This is a genomic window from Devosia sp. Soil_C_22 (genome assembly GCF_057657195.1).
This window is the reverse complement of record NZ_JBDGIY010000001.1, coordinates 1,917,918-1,934,236: the sequence shown is the minus strand read 5'-3', so window position 1 is coordinate 1,934,236 and position 16,319 is coordinate 1,917,918. Positions and strand designations below refer to the sequence as shown.

At 66.1% G+C, this 16,319-nt stretch carries 20 protein-coding genes and 1 tRNA gene; 10 read left to right on the top strand and 11 right to left on the bottom strand.

All coding sequences use genetic code 11. The features are described 5' to 3' along the window. The first annotated feature begins 127 nt into the window (after nucleotides 1-127). Both AC3A6I_RS09235 and AC3A6I_RS09230 read left to right on the top strand, forming a co-directional pair. Nucleotides 128-502, top strand: coding sequence for a hypothetical protein (locus AC3A6I_RS09235; RefSeq protein ID WP_487543392.1), 375 nt, complete (start codon nucleotides 128-130; stop codon nucleotides 500-502). Nucleotides 503-597: 95 nt separating this feature from the next. Beyond that, on the top strand, nucleotides 598-870 hold the full coding sequence (locus AC3A6I_RS09230; RefSeq protein WP_487543391.1) for a hypothetical protein: 273 nt from the start codon (nucleotides 598-600) through the stop codon (nucleotides 868-870). On the opposite strand, the gene AC3A6I_RS09225 is transcribed toward AC3A6I_RS09230, so the two are convergent. Beyond that, nucleotides 867-1,289: a MerR family transcriptional regulator gene (locus AC3A6I_RS09225; RefSeq protein ID WP_487543390.1), complete on the bottom strand. Its 423-nt coding sequence runs from the start codon at nucleotides 1,287-1,289 to the stop codon at nucleotides 867-869. The two genes, AC3A6I_RS09230 and AC3A6I_RS09225, sit on opposite strands and share 4 nt — an antisense overlap. 52 nt (nucleotides 1,290-1,341) lie before the next feature. On the opposite strand from AC3A6I_RS09225, the gene AC3A6I_RS09220 reads away from it, so the two are divergent. Beyond that, nucleotides 1,342-3,585, top strand: a complete 2,244-nt coding sequence (locus AC3A6I_RS09220) for a heavy metal translocating P-type ATPase (protein ID WP_487543389.1) — start codon at nucleotides 1,342-1,344, stop codon at nucleotides 3,583-3,585. 73 nt (nucleotides 3,586-3,658) lie between these two features. Here the strand turns inward: AC3A6I_RS09220 and AC3A6I_RS09215 are convergent. Together AC3A6I_RS09215 and AC3A6I_RS09210 are read right to left on the bottom strand one after the other, a co-directional pair. Then, nucleotides 3,659-3,743, bottom strand: a tRNA-Leu gene (locus AC3A6I_RS09215). 105 nt (nucleotides 3,744-3,848) lie between these two features. After that, nucleotides 3,849-4,082 (bottom strand): FliM/FliN family flagellar motor switch protein, encoded by a 234-nt coding sequence (locus tag AC3A6I_RS09210; RefSeq protein ID WP_487543388.1) that lies wholly within the window; start codon nucleotides 4,080-4,082, stop codon nucleotides 3,849-3,851. A gap of 108 nt (nucleotides 4,083-4,190) precedes the next feature. Here AC3A6I_RS09210 and lipB point away from each other — a divergent pair, with 108 nt between their 5' ends. Further along, nucleotides 4,191-4,892, top strand: a complete 702-nt coding sequence (gene lipB, locus AC3A6I_RS09205; RefSeq protein ID WP_487545007.1) for a lipoyl(octanoyl) transferase LipB — start codon at nucleotides 4,191-4,193, stop codon at nucleotides 4,890-4,892. Between the two features lie 42 nt (nucleotides 4,893-4,934). Continuing rightward, a complete protein-coding gene (locus AC3A6I_RS09200; RefSeq protein WP_487543387.1) occupies nucleotides 4,935-5,408 on the top strand; it encodes a DUF4282 domain-containing protein in 474 nt (157 codons plus the stop codon). A 50-nt stretch (nucleotides 5,409-5,458) separates the two neighbouring features. Here AC3A6I_RS09200 and AC3A6I_RS09195 read toward each other — a convergent pair whose 3' ends face one another. After that, nucleotides 5,459-5,878 carry a DoxX family protein gene (locus AC3A6I_RS09195; RefSeq protein WP_487543386.1) on the bottom strand — a complete coding sequence of 140 codons (420 nt, stop codon included), beginning with the start codon at nucleotides 5,876-5,878 and terminating at the stop codon, nucleotides 5,459-5,461. A 190-nt stretch (nucleotides 5,879-6,068) separates the two neighbouring features. Between AC3A6I_RS09195 and rimO the strand changes: the two genes are divergently transcribed. The 4 genes from rimO to folK are packed head-to-tail and all read left to right on the top strand — an operon-like array spanning nucleotide 6,069 to nucleotide 9,111. Beyond that, nucleotides 6,069-7,433: a 30S ribosomal protein S12 methylthiotransferase RimO gene (rimO, locus tag AC3A6I_RS09190; protein WP_487543385.1), complete on the top strand. Its 1,365-nt coding sequence runs from the start codon at nucleotides 6,069-6,071 to the stop codon at nucleotides 7,431-7,433. Beyond that, complete coding sequence (gene folP / locus AC3A6I_RS09185; protein WP_487543384.1) at nucleotides 7,433-8,281, top strand: dihydropteroate synthase; 849 nt, start codon at nucleotides 7,433-7,435, stop codon at nucleotides 8,279-8,281. Before rimO ends, folP begins: the two co-directional genes overlap by 1 nt. A gap of 9 nt (nucleotides 8,282-8,290) precedes the next feature. Continuing rightward, nucleotides 8,291-8,677, top strand: coding sequence for a dihydroneopterin aldolase (folB, locus tag AC3A6I_RS09180; RefSeq protein ID WP_487543383.1), 387 nt, complete (start codon nucleotides 8,291-8,293; stop codon nucleotides 8,675-8,677). After that, nucleotides 8,677-9,111 (top strand): 2-amino-4-hydroxy-6-hydroxymethyldihydropteridine diphosphokinase, encoded by a 435-nt coding sequence (gene folK, locus AC3A6I_RS09175; RefSeq protein ID WP_487543382.1) that lies wholly within the window; start codon nucleotides 8,677-8,679, stop codon nucleotides 9,109-9,111. Before folB ends, folK begins: the two co-directional genes overlap by 1 nt. 136 nt (nucleotides 9,112-9,247) lie before the next feature. On the opposite strand, the gene AC3A6I_RS09170 is transcribed toward folK, so the two are convergent. The 5 genes from AC3A6I_RS09170 to crcB all read right to left on the bottom strand — a co-directional run bounded on the left by AC3A6I_RS09170 (nucleotide 9,248) and on the right by crcB (nucleotide 12,832). After that, nucleotides 9,248-10,024, bottom strand: coding sequence for an ATP12 family chaperone protein (locus AC3A6I_RS09170; protein ID WP_487543381.1), 777 nt, complete (start codon nucleotides 10,022-10,024; stop codon nucleotides 9,248-9,250). Beyond that, the gene (locus tag AC3A6I_RS09165; protein ID WP_487543380.1) at nucleotides 10,024-10,683 is read right to left on the bottom strand and encodes an HAD family hydrolase; all 660 of its coding nucleotides are present in this window, start codon (nucleotides 10,681-10,683) and stop codon (nucleotides 10,024-10,026) included. The genes AC3A6I_RS09170 and AC3A6I_RS09165 overlap by 1 nt, the downstream gene beginning before the upstream one ends. Nucleotides 10,684-10,756: 73 nt before the next feature. Then, nucleotides 10,757-11,386, bottom strand: coding sequence for a hypothetical protein (locus AC3A6I_RS09160; RefSeq protein WP_487543379.1), 630 nt, complete (start codon nucleotides 11,384-11,386; stop codon nucleotides 10,757-10,759). A gap of 85 nt (nucleotides 11,387-11,471) precedes the next feature. Further along, a complete protein-coding gene (locus tag AC3A6I_RS09155; RefSeq protein ID WP_487543378.1) occupies nucleotides 11,472-12,458 on the bottom strand; it encodes an RluA family pseudouridine synthase in 987 nt (328 codons plus the stop codon). Further along, nucleotides 12,455-12,832: a fluoride efflux transporter CrcB gene (gene crcB / locus AC3A6I_RS09150; RefSeq protein ID WP_487543377.1), complete on the bottom strand. Its 378-nt coding sequence runs from the start codon at nucleotides 12,830-12,832 to the stop codon at nucleotides 12,455-12,457. Before crcB ends, AC3A6I_RS09155 begins: the two co-directional genes overlap by 4 nt. 253 nt (nucleotides 12,833-13,085) lie before the next feature. Between crcB and AC3A6I_RS09145 the strand changes: the two genes are divergently transcribed. Next, the gene (locus tag AC3A6I_RS09145) at nucleotides 13,086-13,760 is read left to right on the top strand and encodes a PEP-CTERM sorting domain-containing protein (RefSeq protein WP_487543376.1); all 675 of its coding nucleotides are present in this window, start codon (nucleotides 13,086-13,088) and stop codon (nucleotides 13,758-13,760) included. 64 nt (nucleotides 13,761-13,824) lie between these two features. Here AC3A6I_RS09145 and AC3A6I_RS09140 read toward each other — a convergent pair whose 3' ends face one another. Both AC3A6I_RS09140 and AC3A6I_RS09135 read right to left on the bottom strand, forming a co-directional pair. Then, nucleotides 13,825-15,462, bottom strand: a complete 1,638-nt coding sequence (locus AC3A6I_RS09140; RefSeq protein ID WP_487543375.1) for a flotillin family protein — start codon at nucleotides 15,460-15,462, stop codon at nucleotides 13,825-13,827. A 4-nt stretch (nucleotides 15,463-15,466) separates the two neighbouring features. Then, nucleotides 15,467-16,126, bottom strand: coding sequence for a YqiJ family protein (locus AC3A6I_RS09135; RefSeq protein WP_487545006.1), 660 nt, complete (start codon nucleotides 16,124-16,126; stop codon nucleotides 15,467-15,469). Between the last annotated feature and the right edge of the window lie 193 nt (nucleotides 16,127-16,319).

Sequence of the window (16,319 nt, the reverse complement as noted above, 5' to 3'; positions counted from 1 at the left end):
CCGGCCTTCGGCCGACCTTTCCCCCAAGGGAGAGGTGGTGGGGCGGCGAGATCTCGCCCAGAGCTGACCTCTCCCTCGGGGGAGAGGTCGGATTGCGCAGCAATCCGGGTGAGGGGGCCTTCCCCGAATGACCTCCCCTGCCCCCTATGCCCGCCGCGAGCGCTCCGTGCCGGTGACCGTGGTCACCGACAAGGCCGCGCTGGCGCGCTTCGGCGGACGCGATACCGCGGTGGTGCACCTCGATCCGCCGCTGCATGCGCATGAGCCGGGCACCGAGTGCATTGCCTGCGAGTCGCGCGGCAATGTGCGGGTGCTGCTGTTCGAGCTGCAGGAAAAGCTGAGCCGCGGCATGGTCGAGCCCTTCATCCGCGTCGTCGTCGATGCCACGGATGCGCCCGATGCCGCTGCGGTGGCCGATGCACTCGTGCCCGGCCGGCTGCCGGCCTTTGGCCTGCGCGACCATGCGGTGGCCCGCAACTTCCACCTCGAAGAACTGCTTTAGCGCCCTGCGCCAGTCGTATTTGACTCGTCGCCATCAAGGGCTAAGCTCCTGTGAACGCTCGCTTGCTCGGCGGCGTGTGCGAGGGGGACTGAGCGATGGAAGGGCGGGAGCCTTTTTCGATCAACGTCGGCGGCAAGCTGCTGTTCTTTTCGATGATCCTATGCGTGTTCGGCGTGCTGGCGCTGGTGCTGCTGCCGCTCGGCACGATGCTCACCCCACCCGCACCCCCGGTTGAAGGTGCTGAGCCCGGCCCGGGGCTGGTCGGCGCACTCATTCCCGGCATCGGCGTGATCTTTGCCGCGCTGATATTCGCGGTGCTCGCCGGCCTGCTGCTGGGCTACGGCAAGAGCAAGCACCCTGACGCCTAGTGCACGTGCTCCGCGGTGCACTGGCTGTGATCGGCCAGCACCTCGATGATCCGGCAATCGCAAATGCGGCCGTGATGGCATTCATCCACCATGCGTGACAGCTCGCCGCGCAGCGCCGTGAGGCTGGCGATCCGGCGATCGATCTCGGTCAGGTGGTTGCGGGCGATGCTGTCGGCCTGATGGCACGAGGCCTGCGGCATGGCCGACATGCCGAGCAGCTCGCGAATATCCTCGACCTCGAAGCCGAGCTCGCGGGCGTGGCGGATGAAGTTCAGGCGCCGGACTTCGTCCGTGCCGTAGCGGCGCTGGTTGCCCTCGGTGCGCGGCGGCGACGGCAACAGCCCGATCTGCTCGTAAAAGCGGATCGTCGGCACCTTTACGCCGGTGCGCCTGGCCAATTCGCCGATCGGAAGATTCATCGCTTTCGCCTCTTGATCCTCTAGTGACTAGAGGTCCTAGATGTAGGCGGACATGAAGACGAATCCAAGGAACAACGCCGTGTCCGACACCGCCGAGAAGCTGAAATTCCGTGTTGGCGGCATGGATTGCGCCGCCTGCGTGATGAAGATCGAAGGCGCGGTGCGGCGGCTGCCGGGCGTCGGCGAGGTCGGCGTTTCGCTCAATAGCGGCACGCTGACCGTGCAGCCGGACGGGATCATCGCTAGGGGCGCGATCGAGCGAGAAGTGAAGGCCTTGGGCTACACGATTGCTCCCGCCAAGGGGGCGGCGCCCGATGCCCAGAAGCACGATCGTTCGCACGAGGGACACTCGCACGAGGGCCATGATCACGATCATGACCACGACCATCCGCATGACCAAGGCGACGCCGACGAGCATGGCGCGCCGATCGACGGGCCGTGGTGGCAGACACGCAAGGCGGTCCTGACCTTCGCCTGCGGCACAGCACTGGTCGCCGCCTATCTCGTCGGCCTCGCGGTCCCGGCCATCGGCCACTGGGCCTTCGTTGCGGCCATGGCCGTCGGCCTGATCCCGGTGGCGCAGCGGGCGCTGGCGGCGGCCATGCGCGGCATGCCCTTCACCATCGAGACGCTGATGACCATTGCGGCGGTCGGCGCGGTGTTGATCGGTGCGACCGAAGAAGCGGCCACGGTGGTGCTGCTCTTCCTCGTCGGCGAACTGCTCGAGGGTGTCGCGGCCGGGCGAGCGCGGGCCAGCATCAAGGGGCTCGCCGACCTGGTGCCCAAGCTCGCACTGGTCGAGCGCGATGGCGGCACGACGGAGGTCCCCGCGGCCGAACTCGCCGTGGGTTCGATCATCCTCGTACGCCCGGGCGACCGCATCGCTGCCGATGGCGAGATCGTCGACGGCCGCTCGGCCATCAACGAAGCGCCGGTGACCGGCGAGAGCGTGCCCAAGACCAAGGGCGCAGGCGACGCCGTCTTCGCCGGCACCATCAACACCGACGCGGTACTGCGGGTGCGCGTGACGGCGGCCGCGGCCGACAATACCATCGCCCGGGTGATCCGGCTGGTCGAGGAGGCGCAGGAGAGCAAGGCGCCGACCGAGCGCTTCATCGACCGCTTCTCGCGCTACTACACGCCGGGCGTGCTGGTGGTGGGCGCACTGGTGGCCATCGTGCCGCCACTGCTGTTCGGCCAGAACTGGAGCGAGTGGATCTACAAGGGTCTCGCCATCCTCCTGATCGGCTGCCCCTGCGCGCTGGTGATCTCGACCCCTGCCGCGATCGCTGCGGGCCTGTCAGCCGGAGCACGGCGCGGGCTGCTGCTCAAGGGCGGCGCGGTGCTGGAAGGCCTGCGCAACATCACCACCGTCGCCTTCGACAAGACCGGCACGCTAACCGGGGGCAAGCCGGTGGTCACCGACGTGGTCGGCATCGGCCGTTCGGAGCGTGACGCACTGTCGCTGGCGGCGGCGCTCGAAACCGGCTCGAGCCACCCGCTCGCCGTGGCGATCCTGGCGCGCGCCAAGGCCGATCGCGTGCCGGTGCCGCCGGCGGCCGACGCCAAGGCCATCGCCGGCAAGGGCGTCACCGGGCGCGTTGGCGGCCAGAACCTGCTGCTTGCCTCGCCCTCCGCCGTCGAAGATGCTGCGGGGCTGTCGCCCGAGACCAAAGCGCAGATCGACCGCTTCAACGATGCCGGCAAGACCGTCTCGGTGCTGACCGCCGACGGCCAGGTCGCCGGGCTTTTCGCCATCCGTGACGAAGCGCGAGCCGATGCGCGCGAGGCACTGGCCCGGCTCAAGGCCGAGGGCGTTAAAACCGTGATGCTGACCGGTGACAATGAGCGCACCGCCCGCGCCATCGGCGGCGAGCTCGGCATTGAGGTGCGCGCTGGGCTACTGCCGGAGGACAAGCAGCGCATCGTGCGCGAACTACAGGCCGCGGGCCGCGTCGTCGCCAAGGTCGGCGACGGCATCAACGACGCCCCTGCCCTCGCGGCGGCCGATATCGGCATCGCTATGGGCGGCGGCACCGACGTCGCGCTCGAAACGGCCGATGCCGCCATCCTCCACGGCCGCGTCGGCGACGTCGCCAACATGATCGGCCTGTCGAAAGCCACGCTCGGCAACATCTGGCAGAACATCGCCGCTTCGCTGGGGCTGAAGGCGGTGTTCCTCGTGACGACGATCATCGGCGTCACCGGGCTATGGCCGGCGATCCTCGCCGATACGGGCGCGACCGTGCTGGTGACGCTGAACGCGATGCGGTTGCTGGGCTGGCGGGGCAAGTAGGCAGCGAGGCCCACAAACGACAACGGCCCCTTGCGGGGCCGTTCGTTCGTCCGGTCGAGGAACCGGAACCTCCTGGTGCGGTCGAGAAGACTCGAACTTCCACGCCTTGCGGCACAGCGACCTCAACGCTGCGCGTCTACCAATTCCGCCACGACCGCACGTCAGGGGTATTGCGCTTGGCCTTCCGGCGAAGCGAGGCTGCGTTTAGCAACGCTCGTTCGCGGGCGCAAGCGATTAATTCCGCTTTGCAGCCCTGGCTCCGATCAGGCGACGCGGCGGACCTTTTCGGTGAGTTCGACGGTCAGCCGGCCGTCCTCGACCTTGATCTCGCCGCGCGCGATCAGGGTGTTGTTGGCATAGACGCGCAGCGGGTCGTTCTCGGTGGTGTCGAGCTCGATCACCGCGCCGCGGCCCATGCGCAGCAGGTGGTGGACCGGCATGGTGGCCGCCCCCAGTTCAACGGTGATATCGACTTCAATTGTGTCTAGAGTGTTCATACATAAACCGGGAACGAGGCCGGACTGAATCAGCCCGGATGACGAAGCGAGCATTGGATGGCCGTGCTTACCGAAGCGTTAACGACTGACCCGTCCTGCGACACCGGCATGAAGCTGATGCGCACCGATGGCACCCCCGTGGACTGGACCATCGCCGATGGTCTGGTCGACTACCCCACCGCGCTGGCCGCGATGCGCGCCCGCGCCGCCGCCATTGCCGATGGCACCGCCGGCGAACAGGTGTGGCTGGTGGAGCATCCGCCGCTCTACACCGCTGGCACGTCCTCGACGCCCGAGGACCTTCTCGCGCCCAACCGCTTCCCCGTCTACGACGCCGGGCGCGGCGGGCAGTACACCTATCATGGCCCCGGCCAGCGCGTGGTCTACTTCATGCTCGACCTGCGCCAGCGCGGCCGGGACGTCCGCTGCCTCGTACAGGGCCTCGAGGGGCTGATCATCGACACCCTCGCCGCCTTCAACATCAAGGGCGAGCGGCGCGAGGGCCGGATCGGGGTGTGGGTGCAGCGACCCGACAAGGGTTTTGGCCGCGAGGACAAGATTGCCGCCATCGGTGTGCGCGTGTCGCGCTGGGTGACGTTCCATGGCATCGCCATCAACGTGAACCCCAATCTCGATCATTTTGGCGGCATCGTGCCGTGCGGCATTTCCGACCAGGGCGTGACGAGCTTCGAGGACCTTGGCCAGCTCGCCTCGATGCCCGAGGTGGATAGCGCCTTGCGCGCCGCTTTCGAGCTGCGCTTCGGCGCGACGGGCGGCATTGCACGAGAGGCTCTTGTGCCGGCGGCCTGAGGCACGCATTTTGGGGCAACGATTCCATTAGAGGATGACGCCATGACGCTGGACGATCTCAAGAAAATCTTCCTGTCGCCGACGCTGTTCCGTCTGGAGACGATCCTCTCGCCCCGCCTCGTGCCGGTGCTCTATGCCACCGGCCTTGCGGCACTGCTGCTCTGGTCGGTGGGGCACCTGTTCGCGAGCTTCGGCCGCAACTTCGGCGACGGCCTGTGGGGCATCCTCGAGATCGCCGTTTATGGCTCACTGTTCCTGCTGCTGCTCCGCGTGATCTGCGAGGTGCTGCTGGTGTTCTTCAAGGCCAATGAGGCCACCACCCGGGCGGTGAGCATCAGCCGCGTGCCGAGCTCGCTGATGGATGAGGTGCGCGACGCGATCTCCGATATCGCCGACGAAGCCCCGGATGTCGACGAGACCAGCGAGGGCGTGTCGTCGCCTTCCCCGGCTACCCCGACCGCGCGACGGACGGCCCGGCGGACGCCGCCGACCATCACCGACAAGCCGGATATCTGAATGCAAAAAGGCCGCCCCGAGGGCGGCCTTTTCATTTGAGCTCGGCTCGATCAGGCGGCGGCGAGACGCCGGCTTTTCATCATCTCGTCGACGCTCCAGGCGCCCGGGCCGGCAAAGACGAGGTAGAGGAACACGAAGCAGAACAGCACCGCCGCGTCGCCGCCATTGGCGACCGGGATGATGTTGCCCTGCCCCATCATCGGCACGTGCATGAACCAGTAGGCATAGGCCATCTGCCCGGCGAGGATGAAGGCCACCGGCCGGGTGAAGAGGCCAATCAGTATGGCGAGGCCGCCAAATACCTCGAGGATGCCGGCAATGCCCATCAGCGAAAGCAGTTCGGGCTGGCCCATCTGCGAGGCCGGGAAGCCGAACAGCTTCTGCGTGCCATGCGCCATGAAGCACAGGGCGGTGACGATGCGCAGAACCGCGAGGGCCTGGGGCTGGTATTTGTTCAGGGAGTCGATCAATTGCGTGCTTTCCTGCTGACGCCGCGGGAGGTGGGCGCGTCAAACAAGAGCCCTGAACTCAAGATTCAGGTCAACTGAACCTTCCGTAAGCTGACTTAATCGTGAAGCGCGGGTCATCAGGGCTGCCCTGCTTACATCGCAAACCACCGATCATTGCTTTTTCCGCCATTTGGCGTATAGCCACGCCGCAATGACAAACGCCCCGAAAATCGGCCTGGTCAGCCTCGGCTGCCCCAAGGCACTCGTCGATTCCGAACGCATCATGACGACGCTGCGCGCGCAGGGCTATGCCTTCTCGCGCGACTACGAAGGCGCGGACGTGGTGCTGGTGAACACCTGCGGCTTCCTCGACAGCGCCAAGAAGGAAAGCCTCGAGGCGATCGGCGAAGCCGTCGGCGCCAATGGGCGGGTGATCGTCACCGGCTGCCTCGGCGTCGAAGAAGAGATGATCCGCGCCACCCATCCGAGCGTGCTCGCCGTCACCGGCCCGCACCAGTACGAGGATGTGGTCAACGCGGTGAACACCCACGTGCCGCCGGTGCCCAACAAGTTCGTCGACCTCGTGCCGGAAGCCGGGCTGAAGCTGACGCCGCGGCACTACGCCTACATGAAGATTTCCGAGGGCTGCAACAACCGCTGCACCTTCTGCATCATCCCGCAGATCCGCGGTGACCTCGTGTCGCGCCCGATCGCCTCGGTGCTGTACGAAGCCGAGCGGCTCGTGGCCACCGGCGTCAAGGAGATCATGGTGATCTCCCAGGACACCTCGGCCTACGGCCTCGACATCAAGTACCAGTCGAGCAAGTTCCGTGGCCGCGATATCGAGGCCCGCTTCCAGACCCTCGCCGAGGAACTGGGCAAGATGGACGTGTGGACCCGCCTCCACTACGTCTACCCCTACCCCCACGTCGACAGCGTCATCCCGCTGATGGCGGAGGGCAAGATCCTCCCCTATCTCGATATCCCGTTCCAGCACGCCTCGCCGCAGGTGCTGAAGTCGATGCGCCGCCCGGCCAACCAGGTGAAGACGCTCGACCGCATCAAGGCCTGGCGTGGCATGGCCCCGGACCTCGCCATCCGCTCCAACTTCATCGTCGGCTTCCCCGGCGAGACCGAGGAGGACTTCGAGTTCCTGCTCGATTGGCTCGAAGAGGCCGAGATCGACCGCATCGGCTGCTTCGAATACGAGCCGGTGACCGGCGCGCCGGCCAACGACATCGAGGGCATCGTCCCCGATGAAGTGAAGCGCGAGCGCTACGAGCGGCTGATGGAAGTGGCGCAGGATATCTCGGCCCACGTCCTTTCGAAGAAGGTCGGCCGCACCATCGACGTGCTGGTGGACGACGTGCAGCCCGAAATGGGCCGCGCCGTCGGCCGCTCGCAGTGGGATGCGCCCGAAATCGACGGCTCGGTGATCATCCATGAAGCTGACGGCATCAAGCCGGGCGATATGGTGTCGGTGACGGTGACCGACAGCGACGAGTACGACCTGTTCGGCGTACCGGCGGCCAAGGCCGAGGCAGACCGCGCTCCGGTGGCGGTTTCGGCGAACTGATGCAGCTCCATCGCGAGCACGTCTTGCGGCTGCCTCGCGGCGGCACCCTGACGCTCGGGCGCACGGCCCGGGTGATGGGCATCCTCAACGTCACGCCCGACAGTTTTTCCGACGGCGGCCGCTTCGACGCGCTGCCGGCGGCGCTGACGCATGCGCGCGCGATGGTCGCCGAGGGCGCCGATCTCATCGATGTCGGCGGCGAGAGCACGCGGCCGGGCGCTGCCGAGGTATTAGAGGCTGACGAACTGACGCGCGTTGTCCCGGTGATCGATGCGCTCATCGCAGATGGGATCGCCGCTCGGATATCGATAGACAGTTACAAGGCCCGTGTCGCCGAGGCGGCGCTCGCGGCCGGCGCAGCCATCGTCAACGACGTACACGGGCTGCAGCGCGAGCCGGAGATCGCCGCAGTGGCGGCGCAGTATGGCGCGCCCGTGGTCGCCATGCATTGGGACAAGGCGCGCGATACGAGCCGCGACCTGATCGACGCGATACGCCGCTATTTCGACCGCACCCTGCAGATAGCGGCGGATGCTGGCATCGCTGCGGAACAGATCGTGCTCGACCCGGGTTTTGGGTTCGGCAAGTCGCTGGCGGAAAACTACGAGCTGCTGCGGCGACTGCCCGAGCTGGTGGCGCTCGGCTACCCCGTGCTGGTCGGCACATCGCGAAAATCGATGATCGGCCGCGTGACCGGCGGCGAGCCGGACGAGCGGGTGGCCGGCACGGTGGCAACCTCGGTGCTCGGTTATGGCGCCGGGGCGCAGATTTTTCGCGTGCACGACGTGCGCGCCAATCGCGATGCCCTGCGCGTCGCACAGGCGGTCCAGTATGGGCCGGAGACTTAGGATATCCACGTGACTACAGAATTTGGCGGCGACCGCATCATCCTCAGCAACCTGGGGTTCTTCGGCTATCACGGCGTGATGCCCGAAGAGGCCGTGCTCGGTCAGCGCTTCTTCGTAGACCTCGTCTGCGGAATCGACTTGCGCGTGGCTGGGCGTACCGACGATCTCGACGCCAGCGTGTCCTACGCCGAGATCTACGAGGTGACCAAGGCCGCGTTCGAGGAGCGCCGGTCCAAGCTGATCGAAGCGGTGGCGCAGAACATCGCCGACCGGCTGTTTGACGTCTTTCCGGCGATCACCTGGGTGCAGGTACGGGTGCGCAAGCCTTCGGCACCGATCCCGATGGTGGCCGGCGAGGCGGCGGTGGAACTGCACCGGCAGAGGAGCGACCGCTGATGGCGCAGGCATGGCTGGCCCTCGGGGCCAATATCGGCGATCCGCCGGCGCAGGTGCGCGAGGCGGTCGAACGGCTCGATCGCTGGCCGGGCATTCACGTCGTGGCGCAATCCGGCATGCTGCTGACCAAGCCGTGGGGCAAGACCGACCAGCCGGATTTTTCCAACATGGTGGTGGAAGTCGAGACCACCGTGCCCCCGCTCGACCTGCTCGACGCGTGTCTCGCGATCGAAAAGGAGATGGGCCGGGTGCGCGACATCCGCTGGGGACCGCGACGCATCGATATCGATGTGGTCGCCTACGAGCGGCTGGAGCTCGATCTAGAGCGGCTGCATATTCCGCACCGCCACGCGCACGAGCGCGATTTCGTGCTCGACCCGCTGCGCGAGATCGCGCCAGAGGTGGCGGATTGGATCGTGGGCAGGAAGCGCTGAGGCTAGCGCCGTGGTGCATCACACCCACGGGGTCATTCCCGCGAAAGCGGGAACCTCTGTTGGCCACACGCACCATCGCAAACGGAGATTCCCGCTTTCGCGGGAATGACCCGGTGGCTTGCGACGCCGCAGTGCCCTAGCCCCGCGTCATCCTCAACACCCGCACCGCCGCGTCATAGTCCAGCCGGCGTTTGGCGCGGCGTTCCTTCGCCTCGTCGACCTCGCCCCACAGCCGGATATTGTGGTCCTCGTCGACATGGGCGGCGAACCAGACCTCTTCGGCATCCATCAGCGCTTCGCGCAACGCAATGGCGAGGAGGCCCGAGCCGGTGATGCCGGTGAGCGAGTTCAGCGCCACCGTTTCGATCAGGCCGGCATCGGCGAGCGAGTGCGTCAGCCGCTCGAGCGTCGGGGCCGGCTGGGGCTGGTGCAGGATGCCGATGGTGGGCTGGAAGCCGATTTCGAAATGCCGCGCCAGCTTGACGAGCGCCGCGTCCCAAACGCGCTCCTGCTCGGCCACCAGTTCGCGCGGGCTGTCGGCGCGATAGAGCAGCAGGTCGTTGCCGGCATACTTCACGATTTCGGCGCGCAGGGCCGGCAGGCGCTCCTCGCCGGCCTCGATAGCCGAATTCACGAGGCGGACAACGGGCATCACCTTGGGGTCGATGAACTCGCCCTGCGCCGCCCACTCGGCCGCCATCGCCTCGGCGAGCGGCTGGTGTGGCACGACCACCGGCACCTGGCCCGGCGTGCGCGGCGTCTTGCCGTCGAGGGTGACGGCATAGCCGCCGGCGGCCGAGCCGACGCCAACCTCCTTGTAGAAGCGCTTGGGCAGCTCGACCTTGTTGAGGTGCTGGGCCCGGCCATAGCCGTCTTCGCGGTGCTGATAGGCATCTTCGAGAAATTCGCGCATCAGGCCTCCAGCAACTTGTCGATGGCGCCGTCGAGGGCATCGAAGCTGTCGATGACCATATGGGCGCCCGCCTCGTGGAGTTCCACCACCTCGTGATAGCCCCAGGCGACGCCCAGCGCCTTGACCCCGGCGGCGCGGGCCATGCGCATGTCGTGCACCGTGTCGCCGATCATCACGGTGGCGTCGCGGCCGACGCCGGCCTTCGCCATCGCGGTCTCGATCATCTGCGGGTCGGGCTTGCCGCGATTGTGGTCGGGCGTCTGGATCGAGTGGAAGCGGCCGATGATCTCGTGCCGCTCAAGCAGCGTCATCGCCCCGCGATAGCCTTTGCCGGTAGCCACGGCGAGGATGGTCTCGGGATCGCTCTGCAGCCGGTCAAGCGCGGCCAGCGCCCCGTCGAACAGCGGCTCGCGCGCGGTGCCGGCGCGGCTGTGATAGTGCGTGCGGTAGGACTGCATGATGACCTCGATGCGCTCGGCATCGACGCCGGGCGCAAGGATCGCCATCGCTTCCCGCGCGGTGATGCCGGAGATGGCGCGCATCTCCTTTTCGGTGGGCACTGCCTGACCCACGGCCGTAAAGGCCTCGGTGATCGTCTCGACGATCAGGGCGACGGAATCGATGAGGGTGCCATCGAGATCGAAGACGACGAGCCGCATGGAGGAATATCCTTTCGGCCCGCTCAGAACCATAAAACGCGGGGCGTGTCACGCCCCGCGCCGGGGCTCGCGGCTATTGCGCCGCAAAGCAGTAGAGGAAGCCGGCGCCGCCGGTCGAGACCAGGTTCTCCTGGCTGCAGCCGCGCGACGGATGCGCCGCATTCCACGATGTGGCGGTGGCGAGGCTGTCCGGCCCCATGCGGTCGACATGGCCGAGCATGGCCGTGCCTTCCCCGTTCAGCGTCCAGTCGCCACAAGTCTGGCCGGTAGCCAGCGTACCATCGGCATTGGTGCCGGTGAGGATGTCGTGCTGGTTCGGATCGTCGCCACGGCCGGGAACCACCGCACCGGTTTCGGTGAGCGCGGTCTGTTTGCTGATGTTGTTGGTATCGGAATGCAGGTTGGCGACGTCGGTGGCGATCACATCGCCCTTGAAATTCTGCCATGGGCCGGCGCCGATGCGGTCCTTGGCGTTGACGCCTTCGGCGCTCAGGTAGGCCATCCAGGTCTTGCCGCTGGAGCCGGCTGCATCGGCGAGCTGCTGGCAATGGGCGTCGGCTCCCTCAAGCCCGCCCAGATTGGCGCCGTCACCAACGCCGACGGAGGTGACGAAAAAGGTCATGGTGGAGGCATCCTGCCCAAAGGCAGGGACAGCAATGGCGAGGGCTGCCGCGGCCGAGGCGGCAAGAACGATCGATTTCATTGTTATCTCCCTGAGAGCCCACTACGGGCGGACGGGAGGTGAACACGCCAACGCCGCGATTAGTCCCCTGCTCGCGGGCTTTTGATCAGGCGTCTTCGGGGTCCTGGTCCTGCGCGTCATAGCGCTCGGCATCGAAACCGAGCACGTCGAACGTCGCCTGCATGTGCGGCGGCAGCGGCGCGGAGACGTCGAGATAGGTGCCGCCCTTGAGCGGCAGCCGGATGCGCCGGGCGTGCAGGTGCAGGCCCTTCGAGATCTCCTCGGGCGCTTCCCAGTTCTGGATGTTGAAATAGCGCGGATCGCCCATGATCGGGTTGCCGAGTTGCGCCATGTGCACGCGCAACTGGTGCGTACGGCCGGTCACCGGCTTCAGCGTCACCCAGGCAAAGCGCCGGGCGGCGGTATCGGTGGTCGAATAATAGCTCATCGAGTGCTGCGCGCCGGGCGTGCCCTGCTTCACCACCACCATCTGCTCGCCATCGGTGGTCGCCTGCTTGGCAAGGAAGCAGGAGATCGAGCCCTGCCGCGGCGACGGGTTGCCCCACACCACGGCCCAGTAGATTTTTCGCGCCTGGCGGGAGGCGAACACGGTGCCGAAATGCGCGGCCGCCGCCTTGGTCTTGGCGACAACGAGACAGCCAGAGGTGTCGCGGTCGAGGCGGTGGACGAGGCGCGGCGCCTCGCCCTTCTTGTTGGGCAGGCTCTTCAGCAACCCATCCATGTGCCGCTTGGTGCCGCTGCCGCCCTGGCTGGCGAGCCCGTGCGGCTTGTTGAAGACGTAGAGGTCATCGTCCTCGTAGAGGATGATCGAGCGCAGGAACTCGGCGTCCTTGCTGTTGATCTCGCCTTCCGCCTTTTCCGGCGCCGGATCGATCGGCGGGATGCGCACCAATTGGCCGGCGGCGAGCCGCGTATTGGTCTGCACGCGGCCGGAATCGACGCGGATCTGGCCAGAGCGCAACAGCTTCTGCAGGTGGCCGAACGTGACCTGTGGGAAATGCGTCTGGAACCAGCGGTCGAGCCGCATGCCGTCCTCGTCGCGCGCGACGACCTGTTGCCGGACGCCGCTCACGCGAGCACCCGAATGGCGGAAAGGCCGAGCCACAGGCCGCCCAGCGACAGGACGACCGAGCCGACGATGTAGAGAAAAGCCAGCACGAAATCGCCACGCTCGAGCAGCGTGATGGCATCGAGCGAAAAGCTCGAGAAGGTGGTGAACCCGCCAAAGATGCCGACGGCGACGAACAGCCGGATTTCGTTCTGGAACTGCGGCGTGGTCTTGGCGAGCACGCCCACCAGCAGGCCCATGGCCGTCGAGCCGAGAATGTTGACGACGAAAATGCCGAGCGGAAAGCCGTTCGGGGAGCTACCGACGGCGCCGCTGAGTGCAAAGCGCGCCAACGCGCCGAGCGCGCCGCCGATGCCGACGAGGAGATAAGGGTTCATGAGCGCCTTGTACGAGGGGCGCAGGACATTGGGAAGGGGGAAGCCACCATCCCCGCTCCGGTCTCAAGCGCGGCAGCGACCGGGTGCGGTATCGCGAAAAACTACTGAGCTCAGGAATCGTTCGTCTGTCGCGTTTCTGTCGTCGGAGGCGCCAATACAGAGTTCAGCTCAGGAAGATTGACGATATGTCGCACGACCCCTAAGTAGTTAACCTGATGTTAACGCGAGGGTTGTCATAATGAGAATTCATGCAGTGTTGGCTGTTCTGGGTGCACTGACGTTCGGCGTTTCAACCGCCAGCGCCGCAACCGTGAACTTCACCGCCACCTACGATCCGGATAACGCGACGATCGCCAATCGGGGGCTTGCGAGCGATCCGACCCAGGAGACGCTGCATGGCGGGTTTGCGCTCGACAGCACCAAGCCCGCCAATGTCGGTGACAACTTCACGCTTGAGTATTCGTTTGGCGGGGCAGGCATCACCGGGTCGTTCATTGGCGCTACAATTCAGACGTTGACGTCCGGACCGGGTCAGGACTTGTGGATCAGCGGTACGCTTTCGTTCCTTGATGCGGTTGGCGGTACGATCTTCTCCACGGCCGTGGGCTACGACAATGCCGACCCCTGGACGTCGATTGGCAGCAACTCGATTGGTACGAACCTGATCAACACGCCGAACTTCGTCAGCTTCGCATCGCTTCCCACGACGATCTACGGCATCTTTTTCAGCGGCACGATCGAAGGGGCCCTGAGCGGCTCCGGTGCTCGCGACTATGGCACCGGCTACATCCAGCTGTTCGGCTACGACATCGCCACTGTGGCCGCCGTTCCCGTTCCTGCCGCCCTGCCCCTGCTCGCAGCCGGTCTTGGCGCACTCGGCTTCATGGGCTGGCGCAAGAAGCGCGCTGCGGCTCCGCTCCCCATCTAAGTCAGTCGGCTTCTCGGCAATTCTGGAAGGCCCGCTCCGGCGGGCCTTCCCATTTTGGGGCCGCTTACTGCGTCGAGGCCTCGTCCTCGCCATCCTCGTCGATCTCGAGCGCGGGGGCCACGGCCGATGACACCAGCCCGTTGAGCGAGCCGCCCTTGAGCCCGAGTTCGGCGAGCAGCGCATCGATCAGCGGGGCCTGGCTGCGATAGCGCAGCGCGGCATCGACGGCCTGGTCAGCGATGCCACCGCCGTTGCCGTTCATCAGCTGCCCGCCGCCGTTGCCGCCGCCGGCAAGACCGTCGACATGCAGGATCTTGATGCCGTCGATGTTTTCCATCGGCTTCACCGATTCCGCGATGATCGAGGGCAGCGCCTGGATCAGGGCCATGCGGATATTCATGGCGATCTGTTCTGGCGACAACTGGTTGGCCGCCTCGTTCATGGCCTGCTTGCCCGCGGCCTCGACCTTGTAGGAAACGTCGGTCGCCTCGGCGCGAATCTTCTCGGCTTCGGCCTCGCCCTGAGCCAGCGTACGGGCGGCTTCGGCGCGGCTGGTGGCAGCCTGCTTTTCGGCATCGGCGGCGACCACGATGTTGATCGAGGCCTTCTCGGCTTCCTGCTGCGCTTCGATCAGCTGGATACGCTTGGTGCGCTCGGCGATCTCGGTCAGCCGCGCCGTCTCCACCTCTTCGGCCGCCTTGGCGGCGAGGGCGCGGGCCGCGTTGGCCTTGGCGTCGGCCTTGGACTGCTCCTCGGATTTTGCCGCCACCGCGATGGCGCTCGACTGCTCGGAAATGGCGATCGACTGGTCGGCCTTGATCGCGGCCTCGCGGATCTGCTGCCGGCTGATCGTGCGGGCAGCCTCGGATTCGGTAGCACGCTGGGCGCGCAGGCTCTCGATCTCGGCGTTCTGCTGGTCGATGCGGATGGCGATCTCGCGCTCGTTGTTCAGCCGCGCATATTCGGTGTCGCGCGTGATGGTGAACTGCTCCTGCTGCGCCTCGAGATTCTTGCGCGCAATCGCCACCTGGGTGTTCTGCTCGATCTCGTTGCGGCTCTTGCGCCGCTCCTCGATCGACTGGGTCATCTTGGTCAGACCCTCGGCGTCGAACACGTTGTTGGGATTGAAGAATTCGCGGTTGGTCTGGTCGAGGCCGGTCAGCGACACGGATTCGAGCTCGAGGCCGTTCTTGAGGATGTCCTCGGACACCGCAGCCTGCACCTTCTGGACGAAGTTAACGCGCTGCTCGTGCAGCTCTTCCATCGCCATCTCGGCGGCCACGGCGCGCAGCGCGTCGACGAACTTGCCTTCCACCAGTTCCTTCAGCGCCTGCGGCTCCATGGTGCGGCGGCCCAGAGTCTGCGCCGCGTCGGCGATCGCCTCGGCGGTCGGCTGTACGCGTACGTAGAACTCGGCCTGCACGTCGACGCGCATGCGGTCCTTGGTGATCAGCGCCTGCTCGGCGGTGCGTACCACTTCGAGCCGCAGTGTGTTCATGTTGACCGGGATGGTCTCGTGCAGCACCGGCAGCACGAGCGCGCCGCCATTCATGATCACCTTCTGCCCGCCAAAGCCGGTGCGGACGAAGGACACTTCCTTGCTGGCCCGGCGATAGAGCCGCGCGATGATCATGCCGATCACGAAGATCGCGATGAGAATGATGCCGGCGAAGATCAGGGTAGAAATGAGCTGGTCGTACATGCGGCTATTCCTGTGGCGGGGTGAGGCGGGTGACGGCGCGATAGATGTTCTTCTCGCGGCCGACGATGAAGACGCGATCGCCGGCGCCGTAGCTCGAGCCGGGCTCGCCGGGCTCGAGGAGGATGTAATGGGTGCGGCCACGCAGATCCGTGGTCTTGGCTTCGGCTGGCTGGCCCTGCCGGGCTTCGCCGCGAATGATGGTGGCATAGCTGCCGATCAGCTCGGCGCGGCTCGCCGCTTCCGACTGGTCGCGCGGAAAGATGTCGCCGAGCCAGCGGCCGAGATGGCGCGTGGCATAACTGGCGCCAATCAGCGCCGGGATGGATGCGAGCCAAGCGTTGAGCGCGCTGCCTAGGACGCCGGCCGCAACCCACTGGACGAAATAGCCAGAGAGTGCAAAGCCGGTGAGGAAGATGACAAGCAGCGCCAGGAACGGCAGCCGCCCGATCGAGAACCAGCTGAGAATGTGGGAGAGCGGCCCGACTTCCGCGCCGCTGAGCTCGGGCGCTTCGAGATCGGGCACGTCGATTTCTGGAAGCGCAGCCTCGATGGACGCCGAGGGCGAGAAGCCGCCGAGCAGCGACAGCAACTCGATTACGCCGATCGCGAGCATTACGATCAATGCAACCGTGAACGGTGCGAACTCTGGCGCGAAAACGTCTATCTTGCCCCTCCCCTGATCTCTCAGGTCATATGGGACTGTTGTGACAGTTTTCCATAGGGTGCAAGGACTTCGGGGTAGGAGCGCGCGGGATGGTTATTTCAATCCACTGAGTCATTCCCGCGAAAGCGGGAATCTCTGTTTGCTCCGGGAGCCGAACATAAACAGAGATCCCCGCTTTCGCGGGGATGGCACT

Excerpts from the sequence above, each read along its gene's own strand:
- AC3A6I_RS09220 (WP_487543389.1), top strand. The coding sequence starts at position 1,342 with ATGAAGACGAATCCAAGGAACAACGCCGTGTCCGACACCGCCGAGAAG.
- folP (WP_487543384.1), top strand. The coding sequence starts at position 7,433 with ATGCAGCTCCATCGCGAGCACGTCTTGCGGCTGCCTCGCGGCGGCACC.
- AC3A6I_RS09160 (WP_487543379.1), bottom strand. The coding sequence starts at position 11,386 with ATGAAATCGATCGTTCTTGCCGCCTCGGCCGCGGCAGCCCTCGCCATT.
- AC3A6I_RS09200 (WP_487543387.1), top strand. The coding sequence starts at position 4,935 with ATGACGCTGGACGATCTCAAGAAAATCTTCCTGTCGCCGACGCTGTTC.
- rimO (WP_487543385.1), top strand. The coding sequence starts at position 6,069 with ATGACAAACGCCCCGAAAATCGGCCTGGTCAGCCTCGGCTGCCCCAAG.
- AC3A6I_RS09235 (WP_487543392.1), top strand. The coding sequence starts at position 128 with ATGACCTCCCCTGCCCCCTATGCCCGCCGCGAGCGCTCCGTGCCGGTG.
- AC3A6I_RS09230 (WP_487543391.1), top strand. The coding sequence starts at position 598 with ATGGAAGGGCGGGAGCCTTTTTCGATCAACGTCGGCGGCAAGCTGCTG.
- AC3A6I_RS09210 (WP_487543388.1), bottom strand. The coding sequence starts at position 4,082 with ATGAACACTCTAGACACAATTGAAGTCGATATCACCGTTGAACTGGGG.
- AC3A6I_RS09140 (WP_487543375.1), bottom strand. The coding sequence starts at position 15,462 with ATGTACGACCAGCTCATTTCTACCCTGATCTTCGCCGGCATCATTCTC.
- crcB (WP_487543377.1), bottom strand. The coding sequence starts at position 12,832 with ATGAACCCTTATCTCCTCGTCGGCATCGGCGGCGCGCTCGGCGCGTTG.
- AC3A6I_RS09225 (WP_487543390.1), bottom strand. The coding sequence starts at position 1,289 with ATGAATCTTCCGATCGGCGAATTGGCCAGGCGCACCGGCGTAAAGGTG.
- AC3A6I_RS09165 (WP_487543380.1), bottom strand. The coding sequence starts at position 10,683 with ATGCGGCTCGTCGTCTTCGATCTCGATGGCACCCTCATCGATTCCGTC.
- lipB (WP_487545007.1), top strand. The coding sequence starts at position 4,191 with ATGAAGCTGATGCGCACCGATGGCACCCCCGTGGACTGGACCATCGCC.
- folK (WP_487543382.1), top strand. The coding sequence starts at position 8,677 with ATGGCGCAGGCATGGCTGGCCCTCGGGGCCAATATCGGCGATCCGCCG.
- AC3A6I_RS09170 (WP_487543381.1), bottom strand. The coding sequence starts at position 10,024 with ATGCGCGAATTTCTCGAAGATGCCTATCAGCACCGCGAAGACGGCTAT.